General features: G+C 62.0%; 20 protein-coding genes. 9 read left to right on the forward strand and 11 right to left on the reverse strand.

The window, feature by feature from the left end:
• Positions 1-110: 110 nt before the first annotated feature.
• A complete protein-coding gene (locus ASC80_RS18005; RefSeq protein WP_056300102.1) occupies positions 111-1,085 on the reverse strand; it encodes an aliphatic sulfonate ABC transporter substrate-binding protein in 975 nt (324 codons plus the stop codon).
• Positions 1,086-1,385: 300 nt separating this feature from the next.
• Between ASC80_RS18005 and ASC80_RS18010 the strand changes: the two genes are divergently transcribed.
• Together ASC80_RS18010 and ASC80_RS18015 are read left to right on the forward strand one after the other, a co-directional pair.
• A complete protein-coding gene (locus ASC80_RS18010; protein ID WP_056300103.1) occupies positions 1,386-4,181 on the forward strand; it encodes a [protein-PII] uridylyltransferase in 2,796 nt (931 codons plus the stop codon).
• An 80-nt stretch (positions 4,182-4,261) separates the two neighbouring features.
• Positions 4,262-4,627 (forward strand): DUF1304 domain-containing protein, encoded by a 366-nt coding sequence (locus tag ASC80_RS18015; RefSeq protein ID WP_082512654.1) that lies wholly within the window; start codon positions 4,262-4,264, stop codon positions 4,625-4,627.
• Positions 4,628-4,633: 6 nt separating this feature from the next.
• Here ASC80_RS18015 and ASC80_RS18020 read toward each other — a convergent pair whose 3' ends face one another.
• Positions 4,634-5,065 carry a DUF1330 domain-containing protein gene (locus tag ASC80_RS18020; RefSeq protein WP_056300106.1) on the reverse strand — a complete coding sequence of 144 codons (432 nt, stop codon included), beginning with the start codon at positions 5,063-5,065 and terminating at the stop codon, positions 4,634-4,636.
• 198 nt (positions 5,066-5,263) lie between these two features.
• On the opposite strand from ASC80_RS18020, the gene ASC80_RS18025 reads away from it, so the two are divergent.
• A complete protein-coding gene (locus tag ASC80_RS18025; protein WP_056300109.1) occupies positions 5,264-7,507 on the forward strand; it encodes a transglycosylase domain-containing protein in 2,244 nt (747 codons plus the stop codon).
• A gap of 119 nt (positions 7,508-7,626) precedes the next feature.
• Here the strand turns inward: ASC80_RS18025 and ASC80_RS18030 are convergent, their stop codons facing one another.
• Positions 7,627-8,466: a M48 family metallopeptidase gene (locus ASC80_RS18030; protein ID WP_056300112.1), complete on the reverse strand. Its 840-nt coding sequence runs from the start codon at positions 8,464-8,466 to the stop codon at positions 7,627-7,629.
• 250 nt (positions 8,467-8,716) lie between these two features.
• Positions 8,717-10,042: a polyhydroxyalkanoate depolymerase gene (locus tag ASC80_RS18035; protein ID WP_056300115.1), complete on the reverse strand. Its 1,326-nt coding sequence runs from the start codon at positions 10,040-10,042 to the stop codon at positions 8,717-8,719.
• A 230-nt stretch (positions 10,043-10,272) separates the two neighbouring features.
• On the opposite strand from ASC80_RS18035, the gene ASC80_RS18040 reads away from it, so the two are divergent.
• The 4 genes from ASC80_RS18040 (at position 10,273) to ASC80_RS18055 (ending at position 13,729) form a co-directional block, all read left to right on the forward strand.
• Entirely contained in the window at positions 10,273-10,680 is a 408-nt protein-coding gene (locus ASC80_RS18040) for a GFA family protein (protein ID WP_056300118.1), read from the forward strand.
• A gap of 83 nt (positions 10,681-10,763) precedes the next feature.
• Positions 10,764-12,098: an ActS/PrrB/RegB family redox-sensitive histidine kinase gene (locus ASC80_RS18045; protein WP_056300121.1), complete on the forward strand. Its 1,335-nt coding sequence runs from the start codon at positions 10,764-10,766 to the stop codon at positions 12,096-12,098.
• Between the two features lie 149 nt (positions 12,099-12,247).
• The gene (locus ASC80_RS18050; RefSeq protein ID WP_056300125.1) at positions 12,248-12,775 is read left to right on the forward strand and encodes an ActR/PrrA/RegA family redox response regulator transcription factor; all 528 of its coding nucleotides are present in this window, start codon (positions 12,248-12,250) and stop codon (positions 12,773-12,775) included.
• 384 nt (positions 12,776-13,159) lie between these two features.
• Positions 13,160-13,729: a biliverdin-producing heme oxygenase gene (locus ASC80_RS18055; RefSeq protein WP_244487309.1), complete on the forward strand. Its 570-nt coding sequence runs from the start codon at positions 13,160-13,162 to the stop codon at positions 13,727-13,729.
• 14 nt (positions 13,730-13,743) lie between these two features.
• On the opposite strand, the gene ASC80_RS18060 is transcribed toward ASC80_RS18055, so the two are convergent.
• Positions 13,744-14,232 (reverse strand): MmcB family DNA repair protein, encoded by a 489-nt coding sequence (locus ASC80_RS18060; protein ID WP_056300127.1) that lies wholly within the window; start codon positions 14,230-14,232, stop codon positions 13,744-13,746.
• Between the two features lie 126 nt (positions 14,233-14,358).
• On the opposite strand from ASC80_RS18060, the gene ASC80_RS18065 reads away from it, so the two are divergent.
• The gene (locus ASC80_RS18065) at positions 14,359-15,021 is read left to right on the forward strand and encodes an MBL fold metallo-hydrolase (protein WP_056300971.1); all 663 of its coding nucleotides are present in this window, start codon (positions 14,359-14,361) and stop codon (positions 15,019-15,021) included.
• A 5-nt stretch (positions 15,022-15,026) separates the two neighbouring features.
• On the opposite strand, the gene ASC80_RS18070 is transcribed toward ASC80_RS18065, so the two are convergent.
• Together ASC80_RS18070 and ASC80_RS18075 are read right to left on the reverse strand one after the other, a co-directional pair.
• A complete protein-coding gene (locus ASC80_RS18070; RefSeq protein ID WP_082512655.1) occupies positions 15,027-16,484 on the reverse strand; it encodes an MFS transporter in 1,458 nt (485 codons plus the stop codon).
• Between the two features lie 110 nt (positions 16,485-16,594).
• Positions 16,595-17,743, reverse strand: coding sequence for a DUF3095 domain-containing protein (locus tag ASC80_RS18075; RefSeq protein WP_056300976.1), 1,149 nt, complete (start codon positions 17,741-17,743; stop codon positions 16,595-16,597).
• A 222-nt stretch (positions 17,744-17,965) separates the two neighbouring features.
• Here ASC80_RS18075 and ASC80_RS18080 point away from each other — a divergent pair, with 222 nt between their 5' ends.
• A complete protein-coding gene (locus tag ASC80_RS18080) occupies positions 17,966-19,567 on the forward strand; it encodes a sensor domain-containing diguanylate cyclase (RefSeq protein ID WP_056300129.1) in 1,602 nt (533 codons plus the stop codon).
• Between the two features lie 28 nt (positions 19,568-19,595).
• Here the strand turns inward: ASC80_RS18080 and ASC80_RS18085 are convergent, their stop codons facing one another.
• The 4 genes from ASC80_RS18085 to nthA form a co-directional block, all read right to left on the reverse strand.
• On the reverse strand, positions 19,596-19,799 hold the full coding sequence (locus ASC80_RS18085; RefSeq protein ID WP_056300132.1) for a dodecin family protein: 204 nt from the start codon (positions 19,797-19,799) through the stop codon (positions 19,596-19,598).
• 209 nt (positions 19,800-20,008) lie between these two features.
• A complete protein-coding gene (locus tag ASC80_RS18090) occupies positions 20,009-20,398 on the reverse strand; it encodes a nitrile hydratase accessory protein (RefSeq protein ID WP_056300134.1) in 390 nt (129 codons plus the stop codon).
• The gene (gene nthB, locus ASC80_RS18095) at positions 20,395-21,057 is read right to left on the reverse strand and encodes a nitrile hydratase subunit beta (RefSeq protein WP_056300137.1); all 663 of its coding nucleotides are present in this window, start codon (positions 21,055-21,057) and stop codon (positions 20,395-20,397) included. The genes ASC80_RS18090 and nthB overlap by 4 nt, the downstream gene beginning before the upstream one ends.
• Positions 21,054-21,692 (reverse strand): nitrile hydratase subunit alpha, encoded by a 639-nt coding sequence (gene nthA / locus ASC80_RS18100; RefSeq protein WP_056300139.1) that lies wholly within the window; start codon positions 21,690-21,692, stop codon positions 21,054-21,056. Before nthA ends, nthB begins: the two co-directional genes overlap by 4 nt.
• Between the last annotated feature and the right edge of the window lie 254 nt (positions 21,693-21,946).

Genomic DNA, 21,946 nt, shown 5'->3' on the forward strand with positions numbered 1-21,946 from the left:
CGTCGGCCGGAAAATGCAAGCCGCGGATCGGCGGCGTCGAGATCAAACGAACGGCCCACAGGCAATCGCCATGTGGGCCGAAACACGTTCACCGTGGGACGGCGCCCGGATCAGTTGGTCGGTAGCGGCACCTGATCGTCGACCAGCGAATCCAGCGCAGCCTTGACGTCGACGTCCTTCTTGATGACGCCCGCCTGCTGGAGCGCAAGACCAGCCGCGAGAATCGAGTCACGCTGCGGCGCGCCGATGCGGTTATGCGTAAGCTCGGTGCGCTCCTTGAGCTGCTTGTCGACGACAGCGTCCGGCAGCTTGGTGACGGCGATGAAGGTGTGCTTGAGTTCATCGTAGTGCGTGAGCGAATACTTGCGCGCTTCCTCGTAGACCGCGAGCACACGGCGCACCAGATCGGGATGATCCTTCAGGAACTCCTCGCGAACGTTCAGGATGCCCCAGGTGTTGGCTTCAGGCTTGCGATAGAACAGCTTTGCACCGTCCTCGAGTTCGGCCTGCGCCATCATCGGATCGAGCCCGGCCCACGCATCGACGTCGCCACGAATGAGCGCGGTCTTGCCATCGGGATGCTGCAATAGCACCGGCGTGATGTCCTTTTCGGTCAGTCCGGCATCGAGCAACGCACGCACGAGGAAAATGTGCGGATCGGTGCCGCGCGTTACCGCGACGCGCTTGCCCTTGAGATCGGCGACCTTGGTGATCTTGGAATCCTTGGTCGTAACCAGCGCGGTCCATTCGGGACGCGAATAGACATAGATCGATTTGATCGGATTGCCGTTGATCTTCGCCACCAGCGCGGCCGAACCCGCAGTCGAGCCGAAATCGATCGAGCCGGCGTTGAGGAATTCGAGCGCCTTGTTGGACCCCGCCGACTGCACCCAGACGATCTTGATCCCGTCCTTGGCGAATTCCTTTTCGAGCAGGCCCTTATCCTTCAGGACCATCGACACCGGGTTGTAGGTCGCCCAATCGATCGCGATCTGTTTTGGTTTTTCGGTAGCGGCAAACGCGCCCGGCGCGAACAGAACGCTGGCAACGATGACGGCAAACGCGTGCCGTGAGATCGAAAACATGATGCACTTCTCCGTGAGATAAATGGTCGATGCCGCGTTCCCGTCGTCGCGAGTCCGGCCAGCAGGTTGAGATAAAATCCGTTGTCGCGGCAAAGCCCCCAAGCCTCGGACGCCGCGCGATACAGCAAATTACTCACGCAATTTCAGTAAGTTAGACAACCGAGTCAACGAGAAAATAGTTGCTTAAACGAACGCCGGCGCAGCACGGAATTGCCGGTAAGCCGGGCAAGTCAGCAGGGATGTTCCAAGCCGCCGACAATCCCTCGTGACACCGCGTTGGCAGTCCGATATCCGGTTGTCATGGATGGCGCGACATTGGACCGTTCCCCTCAGGACCTGCTGCAGTTCGATCCGGAGCGGATCGCGCGGGAGATCGACGCGCTGGCCGATCGCCATGCCGGCAACGACGACACCTTCCGCGCCGCCATGGCGCAACTTCTCAAGGCCGAACACACGCACGCGCGCGACATGGCGCAGGCCGAACTCCTGAAGGATCGGCATGGGCGGCATTGCGCCGAACGGCTGTGTTACGTGCAGGACGAAATCATCCGCATCCTGTTCAACGTCGCCACCAAACGCCTCTATCGGTCGCCGACGCCGTCGGATTCGGAACGCATGGCCGTGGTCGCCACCGGCGGCTATGGCCGTGGACTGATGGCGCCGGAATCCGACATCGATCTGCTGTTCGTGCTTCCCTACAAGCAGACAGCGTGGGGCGAGCAGGTCGCCGAAGCGATCCTGTATTGCCTGTGGGATATGGGCCTCAAGGTCGGACACGCCACGCGCTCGGTCGATGAATCGATCCGGCAGGCGCGCGCCGACATGACCATCCGCACCTCAATTCTGGAAACACGTTTTCTCACCGGCGACGCGGCGCTGTATGACGAACTCCTCACCCGCTTCGACAAGGATGTCGTCCAAGGCACCGCCGCGGAATTTGTCGCCGCCAAGCTTGCCGAGCGCGAGGAGCGCCATCGTCGCGCCGGCCAGTCGCGCTATCTGGTCGAACCCAACGTCAAGGACGGCAAGGGCGGACTACGCGACCTGCACACGCTGTTCTGGATCGCCAAATACGTCTATCGCGTCAGCGACACCAAGGAACTGCTCCAACGGGGCGTGTTCGACGCTCAGGAGTATCGCACTTTCCGGCGCTGCGCCGATTTCCTGTGGTCGGTCCGCTGCAACATGCATTTCTTCACCGGCCGTGCCGAAGAGCGGCTGTCGTTCGACATGCAGCGCGAGATCGCGCAGCGGCTCGGCTACACCTCGCATCCCGGGATGCAGGATGTCGAGCGCTTCATGAAACACTACTTCCTGATGGCGAAGGACGTCGGCGACCTCACCGCGATCCTGTGCGCCAAGCTCGAGGATCAGGAAGCCAAGCCCGCACCGGTGCTGAGCCGGATGATGGCGCGGCTGCGACCGAGCCGCAAACGCAGCAAGGTCCCCGGCAGCAGCGATTTCATTATCGACAACAATCGCATCAACCTCGCCGCGCCGGACGTCTTCAAGAACGATCCCGTCAACCTCATCCGTATCTTCCGCCTCGCGCAGAAGAACAATCTGGCGTTCCATCCCGATGCGATGCGCGCCGCCACCCGTTCGCTCAATCTCATCACGCCGCAGCTGCGCGAAAATTCCGAAGCCAACAAGCTGTTCATGGAGATCCTGACGTCGAACGACGCGGAGATCGTGCTGCGGCGAATGAACGAAACCGGCGTGCTCGGCCAGTTCATCCGCGCCTTCGGCAAGATCGTCTCGATGATGCAGTTCAACATGTATCATCACTACACGGTGGACGAGCACCTGCTGCGCTGCATCGGCATCCTTCAGGACATCGAGCGCGGCGGCCATGAGGAATTCGTCGTCACCACCGACCTGATGCGCAAGATCCGGCCGGAAAACCGCGCAGTTCTCTATATGAGCGTGTTTCTCCACGATATCGCCAAGGGCCGGCCCGAGGATCACTCGGTCGCCGGGGCGAAGGTGGCAAGGCGCCTATGCCCACGCTTCGGCTTCAATCCCGCCGACACCGAGACGATCGCCTGGCTGATTCAGGAACATCTGACGATGTCCACGTTGGCGCAATCGCGCGACCTGTCGGACCGCAAGACCATCGAGAATTTCGCCGCCGTGGTGCAGTCGGTCGAGCATATGAAGCTCCTGACCATTCTCACCACCGCCGACATCCGTGGCGTCGGCCCCGGAGTGTGGAACGGCTGGAAAGCCCAGCTCATCCGCACGCTGTATTATGAGACCGAACCGGTGCTGACCGGCGGCTTCTCCGAGGTCAATCGCGCCCAGCGCATCGAGGTGGCGCAGGCCGAATTCCGCGCCGCCTTCAACGAATGGCCGGAGCGCGAACTCGACTCCTACATCGCCCGGCACTATCCGGCCTACTGGCTCAAGGTCGACCTGCCGCGCAAGATCCGCCACGCCCGTTTCGTCAAGAGCAGCGAGCATAGCAAGGGCAAACTCTCGATCCATGTCGGCTTCGACGAGGCGCGCGCTGTCACCGAGCTGACGATCCTCGCGCCCGATCATCCGTGGCTGCTGTCGATCATCGCCGGCGCCTGCGCGTCAGCGGGCGCCAATATCGTCGATGCGCAGATCTACACCACGACCGACGGGCTCGCGCTCGATACCATCGCGATTTCCCGCGAATATGATCGCGACGAAGACGAGGCACGACGCGCCACCCGGATCGGCGAAATCGTCGAACAGACCCTCGAGGGCAAACTGCGCTTGCCCGAAGTCATGGCGCGTCGCGTCGCGGCCAAGCCGAAGCTGCGGCCCTTCGTGGTCGAACCGGAAGTCGTCATCAACAACCAGTGGTCGGATCGTTACACCGTGATTGAGGTGTCCGGTCTCGACCGGCCGGGCCTGCTGTATCAGCTCACCACCGCCATCTCGAAGCTCAACCTCAACATCGCCTCGGCGCACGTCGCGACCTTTGGCGAGCGGGCGCGCGACGTGTTCTATGTCACCGACCTTCTCGGCGCGCAGATCACCGCGCCGACCCGGCAGGCCGCGATCAAGCGCGCGGTGGTTCACCTGCTCGCCAACGGTGACGCGGCCGACAAGCCTGCCGCCTGACATCCGCGCCCTTCAGAGTCCCCATCGTCTTTGCCGCGCGGCGTAATACCGTTAGCGATCAATCTGTCTCGGGGGGCACAATGATCTACGTCGCGAAATGTCTGGTCGTGCTGGTGGCGGCGCTGCACGCCTATTTTCTCATTCTCGAGATGTGCCTCTGGACCAAGCCGCAAGGCCTGAAGACCTTCGGCAATACCCCGGCGAAAGCGGCCGATACCGCCGTGCTCGCCGCCAATCAGGGTCTGTATAATGGCTTCCTCACCGCCGGCCTGATCTGGAGCCTGCTTCATCCCAATCCGGCGTTCGGTTTCCAGATCGCGGTGTTTTTCCTGCTCTGCGTGATCGTGGCCGGTCTCTATGGCGGCTACTCCGTCAGCAAGCGCATCACCATGGTGCAGGCCCTACCGGCCGCGATTGCGCTGATCTGCCTTTGGCTCGCGAGCTAGCAGCCCTCACGCCGATGGCGGCTCGCCAAAATTCTTGCCGGGCGTAAGCGGCGCCAAGCGAATGAGGCGTGAATCCTCCACCGCCGCCTGCCGGTGTTTCACCGCCTCGCGATAGACCGGATCGCGGATCATCTCGACGAACGCCGCGACCGACGGATATTGCGCGATGAAACAAAGATCCCAGTGCTCCTCCGAGGGGCCGATCAGCATCAATTCAAATCGGCCTTGCCACACGATCGTGCCACCGAGCCGCTCAAACACCGGACCGCTCTCCCGGCCGTAGCTCGCATAGGCTTCTGCCCCGGTCGCCTTGCGGCCATCAGGGTATTTCGCCTGCGGGTAGAGTTGCACCAGATTGAGCATATGGATCGGACCCGGCCGGACGCTTTCACGGAAAGCCTTGAACGTCTCCTTGGTGGGATCAATATGGCCAGCCATCCGGGTCTCCTTCAGATCATGTCTGGGACGTGCATAGCGGCGAGCCTACACTGGCGACCGCAGCGCTGAAAATGGCCGTTCCGGCAGGGAACACGCCAAACACTCTAATGCCAGGTTAACGCTCACTTAACGTGCCTTTAAACCGCCACCGCTAGCCTGCACGCCGATCTGACGAGTAGATGAGTGCGGGCGTTGTGAATGGCGTTGGGGCGAAAAAAATCAGGCGGACGCAAGGAGCCTAAGTTCGAGGCTTCGTCACCGCTTGACGGCCTGCGCCTCAGTGCGTCGGATCGCGTCGGCAATTCGGGCGACAACAAGCCGAAACGGCGCGCGAGTCCACGCAATAGTTCCCGCGACGAAGAAGACGACGCGCCGCGCGAGCGCAAGCCGGGCAAGACCCGCACTCAGACGAAGAAAGACAAGAAAGCATCGCGCAATCGTACGCGAGGGAGCATCGGCCGCCTTGTTTATTGGGGCGCGGTGCTGAGTCTGTGGGCGGTGATCGCAACCGGCGGCGTCATCGTCTGGGTCGGCGCGCATCTGCCGCCGATTCAATCGCTCGAAATCCCCAAGCGACCGCCGACCATCCAGATCGTCGGCACCGATGGCAGCGTGATCGCCACACGCGGCGAGATGCCGGGCGCCAATGTCTCGCTGAAAGAACTGCCGCCGTACCTGCCGAAGGCTTTCATCGCCATCGAGGACCGGCGCTTCTATTCGCATTTCGGTATCGACCCGACCGGCATCGCACGCGCGGCGCTTGCCAACGTGCTCCATCGGGGAGTGTCGCAGGGCGGCTCGACGCTGACCCAGCAACTCGCGAAGAACCTGTTCCTCACGCAGGAACGAACAATCCAGCGCAAGCTGCAGGAAGCCGAACTGGCACTATGGCTGGAGCGCAAATACTCCAAGAACGATATTCTCGAGCTTTATCTCAACCGCGTCTATTTCGGCTCTGGCGCCTACGGCGTCGAAGCGGCGGCACAGAAATACTTTGGAAAGTCGGCGCGCAACGTGACGCTTCCCGAAGCTGCAATGCTGGCGGGACTGGTCAAATCGCCGTCGCGGCTGGCGCCGAACCGCAACCCCGAAGGGGCGGAAGCGCGCGCGAAACTCGTGCTCAACGCCATGGCCGACGGCAAGTTCATCACCGAGGCCCAGGCCAAGGCGGCGATCGTCCATCCGTCCTACGCGATGAAGCCGGCGGGCGCCGGCACCATCAACTACGTCGCGGACTGGATCGGCGAAGTGCTCGACGATCTCATCGGGCAGGTCGAGCAGAACATCGTTGTCGAAACCTCGATCGATCCGAAACTGCAGAGCGTCGCTGAAGCCGCCGTAATCGACGAACTCGCTGCAAAGAGCGTGAAATTCAAGGTCACGCAGGGCGCGATGGTTGCCATGACTCCGACCGGAGCCGTGCGCGCGATGGTCGGCGGTCGCAATTACGCCGAAAGCCAGTTCAACCGTGCCGTCACCGCGAAACGCCAGCCCGGCTCGGCTTTCAAACCCTTCGTCTATCTGACCGCGATCGAAGCGGGCCTGACGCCGGACACCATCCGCCAGGATGCGCCCCTCGCGCTCAAGGGCTGGAAGCCGGAGAATTACAGCCACGAATATTTCGGTGCGGTGACGCTGACGCAAGCGCTGGCGATGTCGCTGAACACCGTCGCGGTGCGGCTCGGCATCGAGGTCGGCCCCGCCGCTGTGGTGCGCACGGCCCACCGGCTCGGCATCGCCTCGAAGCTCGATCCGAACCCGTCGATCGCGCTCGGCACCTCTGAGGTGTCACTTACAGAACTGGTCGGCGCCTACGCGCCGTTTGCCAATGGCGGCCGCAGCGTATCGCCGCATGTCATCAACCGGATCCGCACGCCGGCCGGCAAGGTGCTCTACGTCCGGCCAGCCGATCCGGCGGCGCAAGTCATCGATCCGCGCTACGTCGGCATGATGAATTCCATGATGCACGAGACATTGGTGACAGGAACCGCGCGCAAGGCCGACATTCCCGGCTGGTCCGCCGCCGGCAAGACCGGCACCAGTCAGGATTTCCGCGATGCCTGGTTCATCGGCTACACCGCCAATCTCGTCACCGGCGTCTGGTTCGGCAACGATGACAACTCGCCGACCCACAAGGCCACGGGCGGCGGATTGCCGGTCGAGGTGTGGACCCGTTTCATGAAGGCCGCGCATCAGAATGTGCCGGTCGCGGAACTGCCGCGAGCGCCGCGGGGTGGATTCCTGTCGAGCATGTTCCAGTCGCCGGGACGGCAAAGCGCACCGCCTGCTCCGCCGACACCGGATACGCCGTCGCCCTATCCGTATCCGCCGCAAGCCAACGCCGCAGCGAACCCGCGTGTCACGCGAACATCGACGCGACCTGAAGCATCGAACGGCCTCGATGGCTGGCTGGTGGATCGTTTGTTCGGTGGCCGACGCTAGACTGTCGCGCGTTGCCGCGCGATCGGCGCGATCGGCGCGACGCGCAATGTATCCTGCAATCCAAAATGAAAATGGCCGGGAACGAACCCGGCCATCTGAGCGACGATTGATCGACCCGATTACTCATCGACACCATAACGATGAAGATCGTTGCCGTGAACATCGAGCCACTTCTTGGCGCGTTCCGTTGGCGGACAAATCCGCGCAACGACCCTCCAGAATCGCGGCGAGTGATTCATCTCGACCAGATGCGCGACTTCATGGGCAGCTAGATAATCGAGCACGTAAGCCGGCGCGAGGATCAGACGCCACGAGAATGACAACGATCCCGCCGAGGTGCACGAACCCCAGCGGCTCGATTGATCGCGGATGGTGATGCGCTTCACCTTCACGCCGAGTGCATCCGCGTAGTGCTGCGAGGCCTTGGCCAGTTCGCGGCGAGCCTCGCGCTTGAGAAAATCGTGAACGCGGCGATCGATATGCTCTATCCCCCCGGCAACACAGAGGATTTTATCACCGCTGTCGCGTGTCTCAGTCCACACCGTGCCGCGTTCACCGGAGCGATGAACAATTCTGTGCGCGACGCCGCGCAGCGGAACCGATGTCCCCGGCGCGAACGGCGCTGCTTTCGGCAACCCGCCGAGCCGCGCCGCGATCCAGGCGCCATGACGTTGCGCGAAATCCTTGGCGTCGGCGAGATTTCCGCGCGGTGGCATGGTGAGAATGGCCTGACGCGCGCTCGGATGAATGCGCAGCGTGTATCGCCGCGCGCGGCGATGTCGCCGCAACTGAATCGGGTAGATCGCCGCCCCAATTTTGACCGCGATGGTGCGGGGTTCGGTGGGACGACGATAAAGAAGTGCGCGAAAGGCCATGTCAGCAGGTCCGGACAGCAGGAAATCGCCGGGATTCTGCCATATCCGCCGCCAGTGAAATTCATCGGCGCAAAAACAAATCATTTGCCCAATATATCGTAGATACCGGGCGTTGACCTCCCACATCCGGGGTCAAGAAACATGAAATGCGGATTCAATCTTATAATGGAACCTGCTCGAACGACCTGAGCAGAAGTTCACTCCGTCGCCACATCTGTAAACGCTGGATTTCTCTATAAAATCAATAGCTTAAATCGCAGATCGTAAAACGGAAGGTGACCTGCACCAAAATGCCGAAAACACGGCATTTTTCGCCACATCCTGCCCGTTCACCCTATTCCGCAGCCGCAAGAGCGACCTTAATGCGAGCCGCTGAAACCATAAAATCGGAAATGCGCGGCACAATTTCGGAGCGGAAGCGCGAACCGTTAAACACACCGTAATGGCCGACGGCCTTCTGCACATAATGCACCCGGCGGTCGTCCGGGATCGACGAACAAAGGCCGTGGGTAGCCTCGGTCTGGCCAAGACCTGAAATGTCGTCGTGCTCACCCTCGACCGTCATCAATGCAACACGACGGATCTGCGACGGATCGACCGGTTTGCCGCGATGGGTCATCTGACCGAGCGGCAGAGCGTGCTTCACGAACACCACATCGACCGTCTGCAGATAGAATTCCGCGGTCAGATCCATAACCGCGAGATATTCGTCGTAGAACTCGACATGCTTGTCGACGAGATCGCCATCGCCCTTGACGAGATTGCTGAACAGATTCTTGTGCGCATCCATGTGGCGATCGAGATTCATGCTCACGAAGCCGGTGAGCTGCAGGAAGCCCGGATAGACGTCGCGCATGAAGCCGGGATGCGGAAACGGCACCTTGGTGATGACGTTGTTGCGGAACCAGTCGATGCCCTTTTCGGCCGCGAGATTGTTCACCGCCGTCGGATTGCGCCGCGTGTCGATCGGCCCACCCATCAATGTCATCGACGTCGGGACATAGGGGTCCTTTGCCGCTTCCATCACCGAGACCGCCGCAAGAACCGGCACAGAAGGCTGGCACACAGCGACAACATGAACATTGCCGCCGAGTGCGTGCAGCATCTCGATCACGTAGTCGACGTAGTCTTCAAGATCGAAGCGCCCCGCAGCTACAGGCACCATGCGCGCATCCGACCAGTCGGTGATGTAAACGTCGTGACCGGGCAAAAATGCCTCGACCGTGCCGCGCAACAGTGTCGCGTAGTGGCCGGACATCGGAGCCACCAGCAGCACGCGCGGCTGCGGCTCGCGCAAAGGCCGGGCGAACTTGCGCTCAAAATGCAAAACACGGCAGAACGGTTTCTCCCAGACCAACTTGATTTCGACCGGCGTGCGGACGCCGTTGACCTCGGTCTCGTCGATGCCCCACTCCGGTTTGCCGTAGCGCCGGGTGGTGCGCTCGAATACCTCACAACTGGCGGCGACGGACTTGCCAAACTCGGTGGTGGAAAACGGATTGAGCGGATTCTGGAACATCAGCCGGGTGGCGTCGGCGAACGCCCGCGCTGGATTGAGTGAGGCCTGCCCCATCTCGTACATCCAGTACATCGGCGTGGTCAGCGCCGGGCTGACTTCGATTGGCAGCGCAGGAGGCCTGCCGAATTCACCAATAGGCATCTGATCCGATTCCCTGATTCCCGGTTCCGCAGTGCAGCATACTGTCGGGCCTGCGACAAAGCGTCAATGCGCTTGGGCCTAATTCCGCACATGGTTATCGGCTGATTATTAAGGCTGGAACCGGAATCGGCTCATTTTGGAGGCCATTTGGCTGTAACGGCGGTGCCGAAAAGAATTGCCAAGCGAAATCGCGGGCGCTGAAATAAGTCCCTCGCAATCAGGGGAACGTCATGAAGCTCGAAGGCGGATGTTATTGCGGCAAGGTGCGCTACGTGGCTGAAGGCAAGCCGACGCTGAAAGCGCAATGCTACTGCCGCGAATGTCAGTATATCAGCGGCGGTGCTCCGAACCTGTTCATGCTGATGCCGCCCGAAGGCTTCCGCTACACTGCCGGCACGCCCAAACAGTTTTCGCGCAATGACCTTGAAAGCGCCGTGACCCGCGAATTCTGCGCCGAATGCGGCACGCACCTGATCACTCGGCGACCGGGCCAGCCTGCGATCATCCTGAAAATCGGCACCCTCGACGATCCAGGTCTGTTCGGTACTGCGCGGATGGCGATCTACACGATCGACAAGCAACCCTTCCACCAGATCCCCGACGGCGTGCCAGCCTTCGAGCGACTGCCGGAGCGATAGTCATCGCGACGAAAATCGCCGTCGCGCCGCTTGTGCAACAGCCTGCGTTTGTGATCCTGATGCCCGGCGGATAGGATCGGCGCATGAGCGACATTGCCGATACCGATTTCCGACAGCCTCGCCGTTACGTCCGTCTCGATACCGTTTTGCGATTGCGCTGGCTGGCGATGCTGGGCCAGTTGGCGGCGATTTTTGTGGTCTCGCAAGGTCTCGGCTTCGATCTGCCGATCCTGCCCTGTCTGGCGATCGTCGGCCTGTCGGTGCTGCTGAACATCGCGCTGCAGATCATGTTCGATCCGGTCCACCGGCTCGAACCGCCTTACGCAGCGCTGCTGCTCGCCGTCAATATTGCAGAACTCGCTGCGCTGCTGTTCCTGACCGGCGGGCTGCAAAATCCGTTCTCGTTTCTGTTTCTCGCGCCGGTCCTGATTTCGGCCACCGCGCTCCCGACCCGCTTCACCATTGCACTCGGAATTCTGGCGGCCGCCTGCGCCACCGCGCTCGCCTTCTTCCATCTGCCGCTGCCGTGGGACAATACCGAGCCGCTGGTGCTGCCCCTCGTCTACATGGTCGGGGTCTGGCTCTCGATTCTGCTCGCGATCGGCGTTACCAGCCTTTACGCCTTTCAGGTGACGGAGGAGGCGCGCAAGCTCTCCGATGCGCTGGCCGCAACCGAACTGGTGCTGACGCGCGAGCAGCATTTGACCCAGCTCGATGGGCTGGCTGCCGCAGCCGCTCATGAACTCGGGACGCCGCTGTCGACGATTTTCCTGATTTCGCGGGAACTCGAAAAAGTCGCCCAGGACAACGGCCAGCTCGACGATCAGGTCAGAGGCGATCTCAAAACTATCCGCGAGCAGGCGCAGCGCTGTCGCGACATTCTGGCCAAGATCGCGCAACTGTCGTCCAGCGGCGCCCCGTTTGACCGGATGCCGATCTCGTCGCTGATCGAGGAAACGGTCGCACCTCATCGCGACTTCGGCATTTCGATCAAGGTCCGGATGGCCCACTCCGACACCGACGAGCCGGTCGTTATGCGGAATCCCGCGATTCTCTACGGCGTCGGCAACTTCATGGAGAACGCGGTCGACTTCGCGCGGGAAAATGTCGAGGTCAATGCATGGTGGAACAACGAGCGGGTCGAGATCGTCATCTCGGACGACGGGCCCGGCATCGCTCCTGACATTCTCAAGCGCATTGGCGAGCCTTATCTGTCACGACGGCGGCCCGGCGAGGATGCGGGCGAGCGCCGTGGACTGGGTCTTGGCGTGTTTATCGCCCGCACCCTGCTGGAGCGCTCCGGTGCCCGGATTACCTTCAGCAACCGGGTTTTTCCCGATCACGGAGCCGTGGTCAGCATAGCATGGCCGCGAGAAAGCTTCGAAACGGACGAAACTCCTGCGAATTCGAGGCTCTAACCGGTGAAAATCATCATTTATGCGACTGGACTTCTCGACGCACTTCACAGCGCCACAATGTCACGCCATATCGAAGACACATATCAACGAGGGCCTCTGCCGTGACCGCATCCGTTCAAGCCGCGACCCCCAGCGCCGCGATTTCCGCCATGCCCGACCGATCGCTCCTGATCGTCGAGGACGACCGGGCATTTCTCGATCGCCTGTCCCGCGCCATGGAAAGCCGCGGCTTCACCGTGACGGCTTGCGACAATGTGGCCGATGGCCTCGCTCACATCGCCAGCGGCGCGCCGGCGTTCGCGGTGGTCGATCTGCGGCTCGGCGACGGCAATGGTCTTGATGTTGTTGCCGCCCTCAAGGACAAGCGCGCCGATGCCCGGGCCATCGTCCTGACCGGCTACGGCAATATCGCCACCGCCGTCACCGCGGTGAAACTCGGCGCGGTGGACTATCTCTCCAAACCCGCCGATGCCGACGATGTCGTCGCGGCTTTGCTGGCAACTGGATCGGACAAATCCGAACTGCCGCAGAACCCGATGTCGGCGGACCGCGTACGTTGGGAACACATCCAGCGCATCTACGAAATGTGTAACCGCAACGTGTCGGAGACCGCCCGGCGGCTCAACATGCACCGCCGCACCCTGCAGCGAATCCTGGCGAAGCGCGCGCCGCGCTGACCTGCCGTCCGCGGAACTTTTCTGACCGGGATCGCGTTAATGGCGCGGATCGTCAGGAAAGGACGCAGCGAAGCTGCGGCGTTGGACATGCGCAAGGCTCGACACATCGATATTTCCACTCGCCTCGAGGCGACCAGGGGCTCGGTCTGGTTGAGGACTATCGGATCGACTGGCATCACAACGCACTCGCCGCACCTCGGGTCACCGTGCGCGGGCGGCCGTCCAGTCCTGTCACCGTAACCCAAAGTTATGTCGCCACGTTGCTGGGCTCGCTGGTCCCGGCGCGAGAGATCGTCGTGACGCGAGATAACACCCCGTTGTCGTGAGCGTTGCGTAGGGCGGGAGACCCCATCTCCCGGCATTCGGTTCATCGCAGGCAATCTGATGGGCACATTGATCCAGGATATTGTGCAGGATGCGACCAGGACATCGAGCCGCCGGCTCGATATGGCACTTGCATCTCTCGATCTGAGCAAGCCGCGCTATTACGCAGGATTCCTGCGCGGTCAGGCAGAAGCTCTGTTCCCGCTGGAAACCGCGCTCGAAGCCGGCGGCATCGAAACCATTCTGCGCGACTGGCCGCAGCGCGCGAGAACCCCGGCACTCGAACACGATCTGACCGTGATGGACGTCTCGTGCGATCCGCTGCCGGTGCCGCATTTCAACGACACAGCGAGGATGCTCGGAGTCGTCTACGTGCTGGAGGCGTCGCGAATGAGTGCGCGGACGATGCTGATGCGACTGGCGCACCAGCAGCCGGAATCCAGCGCTATAGGCGCAACGCAATATCTGCGGCACGGTTTCGGCAAACGGCTATGGCCGCTGTTCCTCGCCGCGCTCGAAAGCCACCCTGAGACCCGCGCTGACGTCGAAGGGGTGGTTGAAGGCGCTCAGATCGCTTTCGGGATGTTCGATAGCACGCTGATTCCGGTGGTGAGCGTTGCTGCTGAATAAAGAGACTGCCTACGTTATTCAATTCCGGCGTGACCCTGCGGATCGACCAGACGATTGATCCGTCGCGCCGCGACCAGCCCGAACCGCATCATCATCACCTTGCGCGTCGCGGCCGGCAACCGATGTTCCGGAGCATCGCAATGCAGGTGCGCCCCATAGGCGTCGGCAACGATCAGGCCGGTATCGTTGGGAAACACCTCGCACGGCAAATCCTGCGTGAACGCAAAAAACAGCCGATCGCAATGGGCACGATAATCCTGCCATTTCTGATCGGCCCGCAGATCCTCGAGCGACGACTTGATTTCGACGATCCAGATGTCGCCGCGTTCGTTCATCGCGACGAGATCGGCCCGCCTGCCTGACGGCAATGTCACCTCGGTGACGCACGAGAATCCCAGTGACGCCAGAAACCGCGCGGTGCCGCGCGCAATCGCCAGCGCGGTTTCGGACTGGCGGCGATCCGGCGGCAGTGTGACGGCGGGAGATTGAAGCAGGGAATTCATCGCTTCATTCTATAACAGATGCAGCCCTCACCCTCAGCGGCAAAATGGCGAATCCTGCGGTCACAATTTCTGCCGTCAGCCGAAATTCCCTTCACAACCCGCAAGGGCGTATGCGAAAAAGGCACCATGGAACAGGAACAAGCCGCTAAAGCGCGCGCCGCCATTATCCCGGTGACGCCGTTTCAACAAAACTGCACGCTGCTCTGGGACCAAGCCACCAAGCGTGGCGTCGTTATCGATCCCGGCGGGGACGTCCCGCAGATCCTCGCTGCAATCAAACAGGCCGGCATCACGGTGGAGCAGATCTGGCTGACCCATGGTCACATCGACCATGTCGGCGGGGCCGCCGAATTGCGCGACGCGCTCAAGGTGCCGATCGTGGGGCCGCATGTCGCCGACAAGTATATGCTCGACCATGTCGTCGAAAGCGGTGCGAATTTCGGCATGACCGACGTGCGCAATTTCACACCGGATCGCTGGCTCGACGAAGGCGATCAGACCCAGATCGGCGAACTGACTTTCGACATCCTGCATTGCCCCGGCCATTCGCCGGGCAGCGTGGTGTTCGCCAACAAGGAGATGGGTTTCGCGCTGGTCGGCGACGTGCTGTTCAATGGATCCGTCGGCCGCACCGACCTGCCCGGTGGCGACCACGCCACGCTGATCCGCTCGATCAAGGACAAGCTGCTGCCGCTCGGCGATCATGTCGGCTTCATCTGCGGCCACGGGCCGGGATCGAACATCGGCCACGAACGCATGACCAACCCGTTCCTGAACGGCGCGATGTAAGCCGTTCAGGACGCGGCGCGCCGCATCCACATCAGGAAGCCGGCGCACAACAGTATCGACGCGGCGAAGATCGCGAACGCTGCCAGCAGCGCGATATGGTCGGACGTCGTATCCCGAAGCGAGAAAAACACCGCGCCGACCGCCGCCACACCGGCAGCATTGGCGATCTGGGTGGTGGTGCCATACAGGCCGGAACCGGCTCCGGCGCTCGCCGAATGCACGGTGGACAGCACCACGCTCGATAGCGGCGCCATCACCAGCCCCTGCCCGTAGCCGAATACGACCAGAAGCAACATCAACACCCACGGCGACGACTCACGCAACCACACGATGGCGAGCGCCAACGCCGCCAGCCCCACGATCTGCAATCCGCAGCCTTCGATCAGCACCAGCGTGCCGCGATGCCGTGCCCGCACCGCGCTATGGCGCGAGGCGATGACAAATGCCAGCGCCAGCGGCACGACGACCAGCCCGGAGAACAGCGCGCCGTAATGCAGGACCTCCTGCATGAACAGTGTCATCACGAAATAGAATGACAGATTGGCGAAGAAGAAAAAGAATACCGCCCCCAACCCCCGCACGAATGCACGATCCGAAAACAGCGCGAGATCGACCAGCGGCATTCCGCCCCGCCGGGCGACCGTGCGTTCAAACGACATGAAACCCACGAGGACCACCACCCCCGCTGCCATCGCTCCCCACACCGCGACCGACCAGTTCAGTTCGCGGCCGAACAGCAGTGGGCCAATGATGCACAACAGGCCGATGAACAGCAGCAGCGCGCCGGCCAGATCGAGTCGTGTGCCGACCCGGCGCGGCGCCAGCGGCATCAACCGCCATGCCGTGATCATGATCGCAAGGCCGCACGGCACGTTGACAAAAAATACCGAGCGCCAGCCGAGGCCGCCGGGGTTGAGCGTCACCAGCACACCACCGAGAAGAAAGCCTGCGGCCCCGGCAAGGCCCAGAACGACACCATAGATCGCAAAGGCACGGCCCCGCGCCTCATCGGGAAACAGCACATGCAAGGTGGCAAGCACCTGCGGCACCATCAGCGCCGCGGTCGCGCCCTGTGCGGCGCGCGCCAGAATCAGCTCTGGCCCCGACTGCGCGACGCCGCACCACAACGATGTCAGCGTAAAGCCTGCGACACCGGCAAGAAACGTGGAGCGGGTGCCGAAGATGTCGCCGAGCCGTCCGCCGGTCACCACCAGCGTGCCGTAAGCGATGAGATAGATTGCAACGACGGATTCGATCTGGGCAGCACTGGTGTGCAGTTCGACGGCGATGGTCGGGATCGCGACGTTGACGATGAACGCATCGACGCCGAACATGAATTGCGCAGCCACTACGGTGGCGAGAACCCACCAGCGGCGGCCGCTGTCATCGGCTCCCGAGGGGCGTGGCGTCGCGGATGCTGTGAAATCGGACACGGAAATTCGGCAAACGGAAAGCTCGGTCATGGGCGCACCTGCGGAGAACGTTGCGCCAAGTCTTTTCACCGCCGCGTCGTGGCGTCGATAACCTCGGAGGTAATTGACGCCACTCGTCCTGCTGCACACCCTTCCGGGTGTCAGTTCAGGGTGGCCTTCAGCGCGGTCGCCGCCGAGGCGTAGCCGCCTTGCGCACCGTCGACAAAATGGAAGTGATCGGGCCGGGACGCCGCCAGCGTGAAGCATGTCATCATCGCCGCGCTCTGCCGGTGCACGCCATAACGGATCGCGCCGCGCGATGCCGCCGCCGCGAGGTGCTCCTCAACCTGATCACCGAGCGCCGGTGTGCAATCGATCACCATGCGCAGACCATCATCGAATTTCCTGAAATCGGAATTCTGGACAACCTGCTGCATATAGACGCCGGGCACAAAGCCGCCTGCGGAAATGCCGTAGCGCATCAGCAGATAGACAAACAGCGTCCAGCCGTGAACCGCGAGGCGGCGGATAAACAACGGGTTGCCGTGCCCGGCACGTGCCTCTAGTTCGGCGCCTGGCGCGGGCCAGCGCAGCGGCGGACCGCCTGAAGGGACCGGTCTTCCGGCATCGGGGCTGGTTTCGACAAGCGTCACCACATCCTCGATCGCTTCCCGGAACATCGCCACCTCGCGACCCGGCACCACCAGGATCGACAGGATCAGGCCGCGCGATGATGGCATTTCCGAAAACCGGCACGACAGACCGGTCAGATCCGGTTGCGATCCGGGTACAGCCGCCGCGACGGCGAACTCGCCGCGCTTCATCGCCGCATCCGCCCAGGCCAGACCGCCGCCGGAAAACATCGCGTAGGACACATGTGGAGACGGCGCATAGCGCGCGACCCGGACATCGAGCCCGCGGGACCGCAACTCAGCGATCGGCACCAGCGCAATCCGCATGGTGAGATCGAGCGCTTCCTGAACCCAGGTCGCGGTCGCGGCCAGACCGTCACGCGCGCGTGCCGCATCGTGCGGCGAAACCGCGAAGCTTGCACCGTCGCCCCCGAACACGAATGGAAAGTCCCGGTTATCAAGCGCGTTGGTGACCGCCGCGATCACCGCGGCGCCAGCCATGTTCACCGCCTTGTAGCGGTTGGCGGCAATCGCTTTGGTCGACTGCACGATATCGGCGACGCCCACCAGCCAATCATCCGGCAAGGGCCTATACAGCGACGGGTCCATCAGGCGGCCGAAGTCGCGGAACGGCTGAACGCTGCCGTAGAATGCGTCCGTCGCATCATAAGTGTGCATGAGCCAGTGCCGTTCGCGAATATATGCCGGGATGGTCAACCATGGCGTCTGCCGCACCTCCCGACAAGAGAGGACAATTTCACCATACCGATTAACCGGCCATGAAGGATGATACGCACCAGAACCGCGCAATTAAATTCGCTTAAATGCTGCCTGCGTATCGGTATCCAAGGAACACCCATGACCGGTATCGCATCCACACCACACAACAAGAGGCAAGGAATGCCCGGAGCAGCCGAACCAGGCTCTCCAGGTTCCCGATCTGCTGCCAAGTCGAAATACCTCGTTGTTGCGATCCTCGTCATTTGCTTTTGCTTCTGCGCGACCTGCGGATGGATCATTCTCAAGGCCCGCCAGACGGCGTGGAACCATGCCAGGGAAGTCGGCGCGACGTTGACCGGCGCCGCCGCCTCGGACATCGCCAGGAATATCGAAAATCTCAATCTGTCGCTTCAAGGCGTCATCGACAATCTGGCTATGCCGGGACTGGATGATCTCGCTCCGAACTTTCGCCAGATCCTGCTATTCGACCGCTCGGCCACAGCGCGTCATTTGAGTTCACTGGTGGTGATCCGCGAGGACGGAACCGTCCGGTTCGACTCCACGAAACTCGAAGTCTCCCAGGAGAATCTGGCCGATCGGGATTATTTCCGGATTCACCAGTACAACGATTTCGTCGGCCTGTTCATCAGCCGCCCGATCCGGTCGCGGCTCACGGGACAATCGATCATCGTATTCAGCCGCCGCCTGTCGCATCCCAATGGAAACTTTGCCGGTATCGTCGTCGGGGCGATGAAACTGAATTATTTCGAGGACCTCTTCAAAGCGATCTCGCTCGGTCCCCACGCGTCGGTCACGCTTGCGCGCACCGACGGCATCGTCCTGATTCGATCTCCCGGGGATTCCGAGTTCTTCGAACGCGATCCCCATCCGGCGCGCATCATCGACCTGTTCAGCGAAAACCGCTCCGGCGACTTCGTGACGCAATCCACGACCGACGGCGCAGTTACGCTGTTCAACTACCGGCAGATCGGACAACTGCCGATACTGGTTGCGATCGGACAGACCGCCGGCGACATCTATGCGCAGTGGCGGCCGCAAGCTTATGCTGTCGGCGCATTGATGGTCGCACTGGTCACCTCAATCATCGCGCTCGTGTTCTTCCTGCGGCGCAATCTGAAGCTTCAGCGCGCAGCAGAAGCTGAATTGACGGCGCTTGCGACCACCGATGGCCTGACCGGCCTCGCAAACCGGAGGTCGTTCAACAGCGCGATAGAAACCCAATGGCGGATCGCGCGACGAGCATCCTCGTCCCTCGGTCTTCTGATGATCGACGCCGACAACTTCAAGGCATTCAACGATACATTCGGCCATCAGGCCGGCGACAGGCTGCTGACGCTGCTTGCGGGGTCGATCGTCAGAAATTTGCAGCGACCGAGCGATATCGGCGCGCGTTACGGCGGCGACGAATTCGCGGTGTTGCTGCCCGACAACGGACTCGACGGCACCGAGACGGTGGCCCGGCAAATCCGCCACGCCTTCGTGGCGGCATGTCACGCCGACGATATCACTGCTCAGTATTCGCGACTCAGCATCGGTATCGCCTGCCTGGAGCCGAACGCCGATGACGACAGTCACGCCCTGGTGGCCGCAGCCGACAAAGCTCTCTATCGGGCCAAAGCTCTCGGCAGGAACCGTACGGAAATCGCGAACGCGCGGGCAGACCGGATTATCGATCTGCCGCCGTCACACGACAGCGAGCCGGCGCTCGTCGTGAACGACGTATCGCGCACCAGCCCTCGTCCTCGTCGTAAAACCAGCTAGGGTTTCACGCAGCTGCCGCCGCGCGTACTCAATCCTTGAGGATGAACGTAACCTTCAGATTGACCCGATACTCGGAAATCTTTCCGTTTTTGATGACGCATTTCTGATTGGCGACCCAAACGCCTTCGACGTTCTTCAGCGTCTTGACGGCGCGCTTGACGCCGACCTGGATGGCATCCTCGAAACTCTTTGGTGATGCGGAAATAAGCTCGGTTACGCGTGCGACTGACATGATCTTCTCCTGACTAGGATCAAGACGTAAAATCTATTCGGCACTTGAGCGCAGTCAGCTTATGCGCGCCATCTCACCCGTCAAGCAGCCACGCCACAGTCCGGACTGTCATATGACGCGGCATCGCAGCGCACAGGTCCAGCATCTGGCCCTGTTGCGCAGTGCATCAGGAAATCGTCGCAGTGGCGTTATCGGGCTAACGTCGCAGCCTACTTCCGAGCGAAATCAGCCGGCGCCAGTTCGATCGGCTGGCCATGCGGCGTCCGGTCCGCGGCGTGATCCCAGGCATCCCGATAGCGATCGAGAGTGTCGGCGGTCGTGACGTTCTTGGCCGCGACCAGCGTTTCGAGCGCGGCCAGCCAGTGCCGGTAGTAGGTCTCGCCAGTATCTGCATCACCCTCGGCTTGCGCACGCTTGATCTGATGCGCGAGCACCTCTGCCCATTCGGCCCACGTGAAAAGACCGCGCGCGTGCAGCGAAACCGCCATCGCAAAGGCCCGCGCTTCCCATGGCTCCCGGAAGACCGGACCTTCGTCGTCGCGCGGGATGCCGGGAATTGCATCGGTCGCACGCCGGGCGGCAGTCTGATCGACGCTCATGCAACGCGCTCCAGATAGGGCTCCCACGCATCCACCGAGACGGTCGCGCCGGCATCGGCGCGCTCGCCCCATAGCTCACGGCCCGCGAAGCAAACGGTGTAGAGCCAGTGTGGATTCTCACCCTTGCCGTGGGCGTTGCTGTCAGGAAAAACGTGAGAGCCATGAAGGCGTTCGATCACGCCGACATGCCCGCGAACATAGCGCGGCAGCCGCGTGTGGCCTTGCGGATGGATGTTCTTCGCGCGCACACGATCGCCGATCGCAAACAACGGCTTCGTCGTCGCATCCCGTTCGGTTGGCCCACCTTTACGCAGCACGGCGGCGACGTTTTCAGGCGCCAGCACACGCACATCCGTTTTGGGCGGATACAATACGTGGCCGGATTCGATCTCCTCGCGCGACACCAGGTCGCGCTCTTCCATCAACTGTTCGAGCCCGGCGAGCCATATCTGGTAGTAGCTCTTGTCAAGATAATCCGCCGGCGAGCGGTTTTCGCGGGCGAAGCGCGACATGTCGATATTCCAGCCGCCGGGGGTTGCCATTGCGAGCGTCAATGCAAACGCGCGCCGCTCCCACTCGGCATGAAACGCGGGCTCATTGATCTCAGGCTTCACCGGCCCAAAACCGTCGACCCCGCCCATGTCCTGCGCGCCGTTCATGGGTCTGCGTGTCCCGGGGGCCGGGCAAGACCGGTCCCGATCATGCTATCGCGCGTCACCAGTTCGGCGAGTTGCTCTTCACTCCAGCCGTCGGTGCCACGAGGGCGCATCGGCACCACGAGATAGCGAATCTCCGCGGTGGAATCCCATACCCGGATCTCGGTCTCGGGTGGCAGTTCGAACCCGAAATCGCGCAGCACACCGCGCGGGTCGATCACGGCACGGGACCGGTACGGCGCGGATTTGTACCAGACCGGCGGCAGGCCCAGCACCGACCACGGATAACAGGAGCACAGCGTACAAACGACCATGTTGTGTTGACGCTCGGTGTTCTCGACCGCGACAATGTGCTCGCCCTGACGTCCGGCATAACCAAGTTCGGCGATCGCCGGTGTGGCATCGGCGATCAGACGGGCACGATAGGCGGGATCGGCCCAGGCTTTGGCGATGACGCGAGCGCCATTGCGCGGCCCGACCTTGGTCTCATAGGTCTCGATCAGCACATCGAGCGCCGCCGGTTCGACATAGCCCTTCTCGGTCAGGACCGTTTCGAGGGCACGGACCCGCAACTCCGTCTCCGATAGTTCGGAATGATCGTGGTCGTGATGATGATGGTCGTGATCGTGGCCGGTCATGGAATCAAAGTTAAGCCCGGCACGGCAGTCTGTCGAGGGCGGCAACTGCCCGCGATTCGCATGGATGCCGTGCGGCGATCGCCCGCAAGACCTCCGATGAGGCCGCCGTCACCCGCACCGACACGATTCGAACGTGTGACCGTCCCTAGCCGAGACCGAGCGACGATGGCGAATAGAGCCAACCGGCCGAGACGCGGCGCGCAAAACTTTTCCCTAAATGGAACTTGAGCCGCATCCGAAGGTTTGTTCGCATT

Origin of the sequence: Afipia sp. Root123D2 (assembly GCF_001425835.1) — a bacterium.
Lineage (GTDB): Bacteria > Pseudomonadota > Alphaproteobacteria > Rhizobiales > Xanthobacteraceae > Afipia.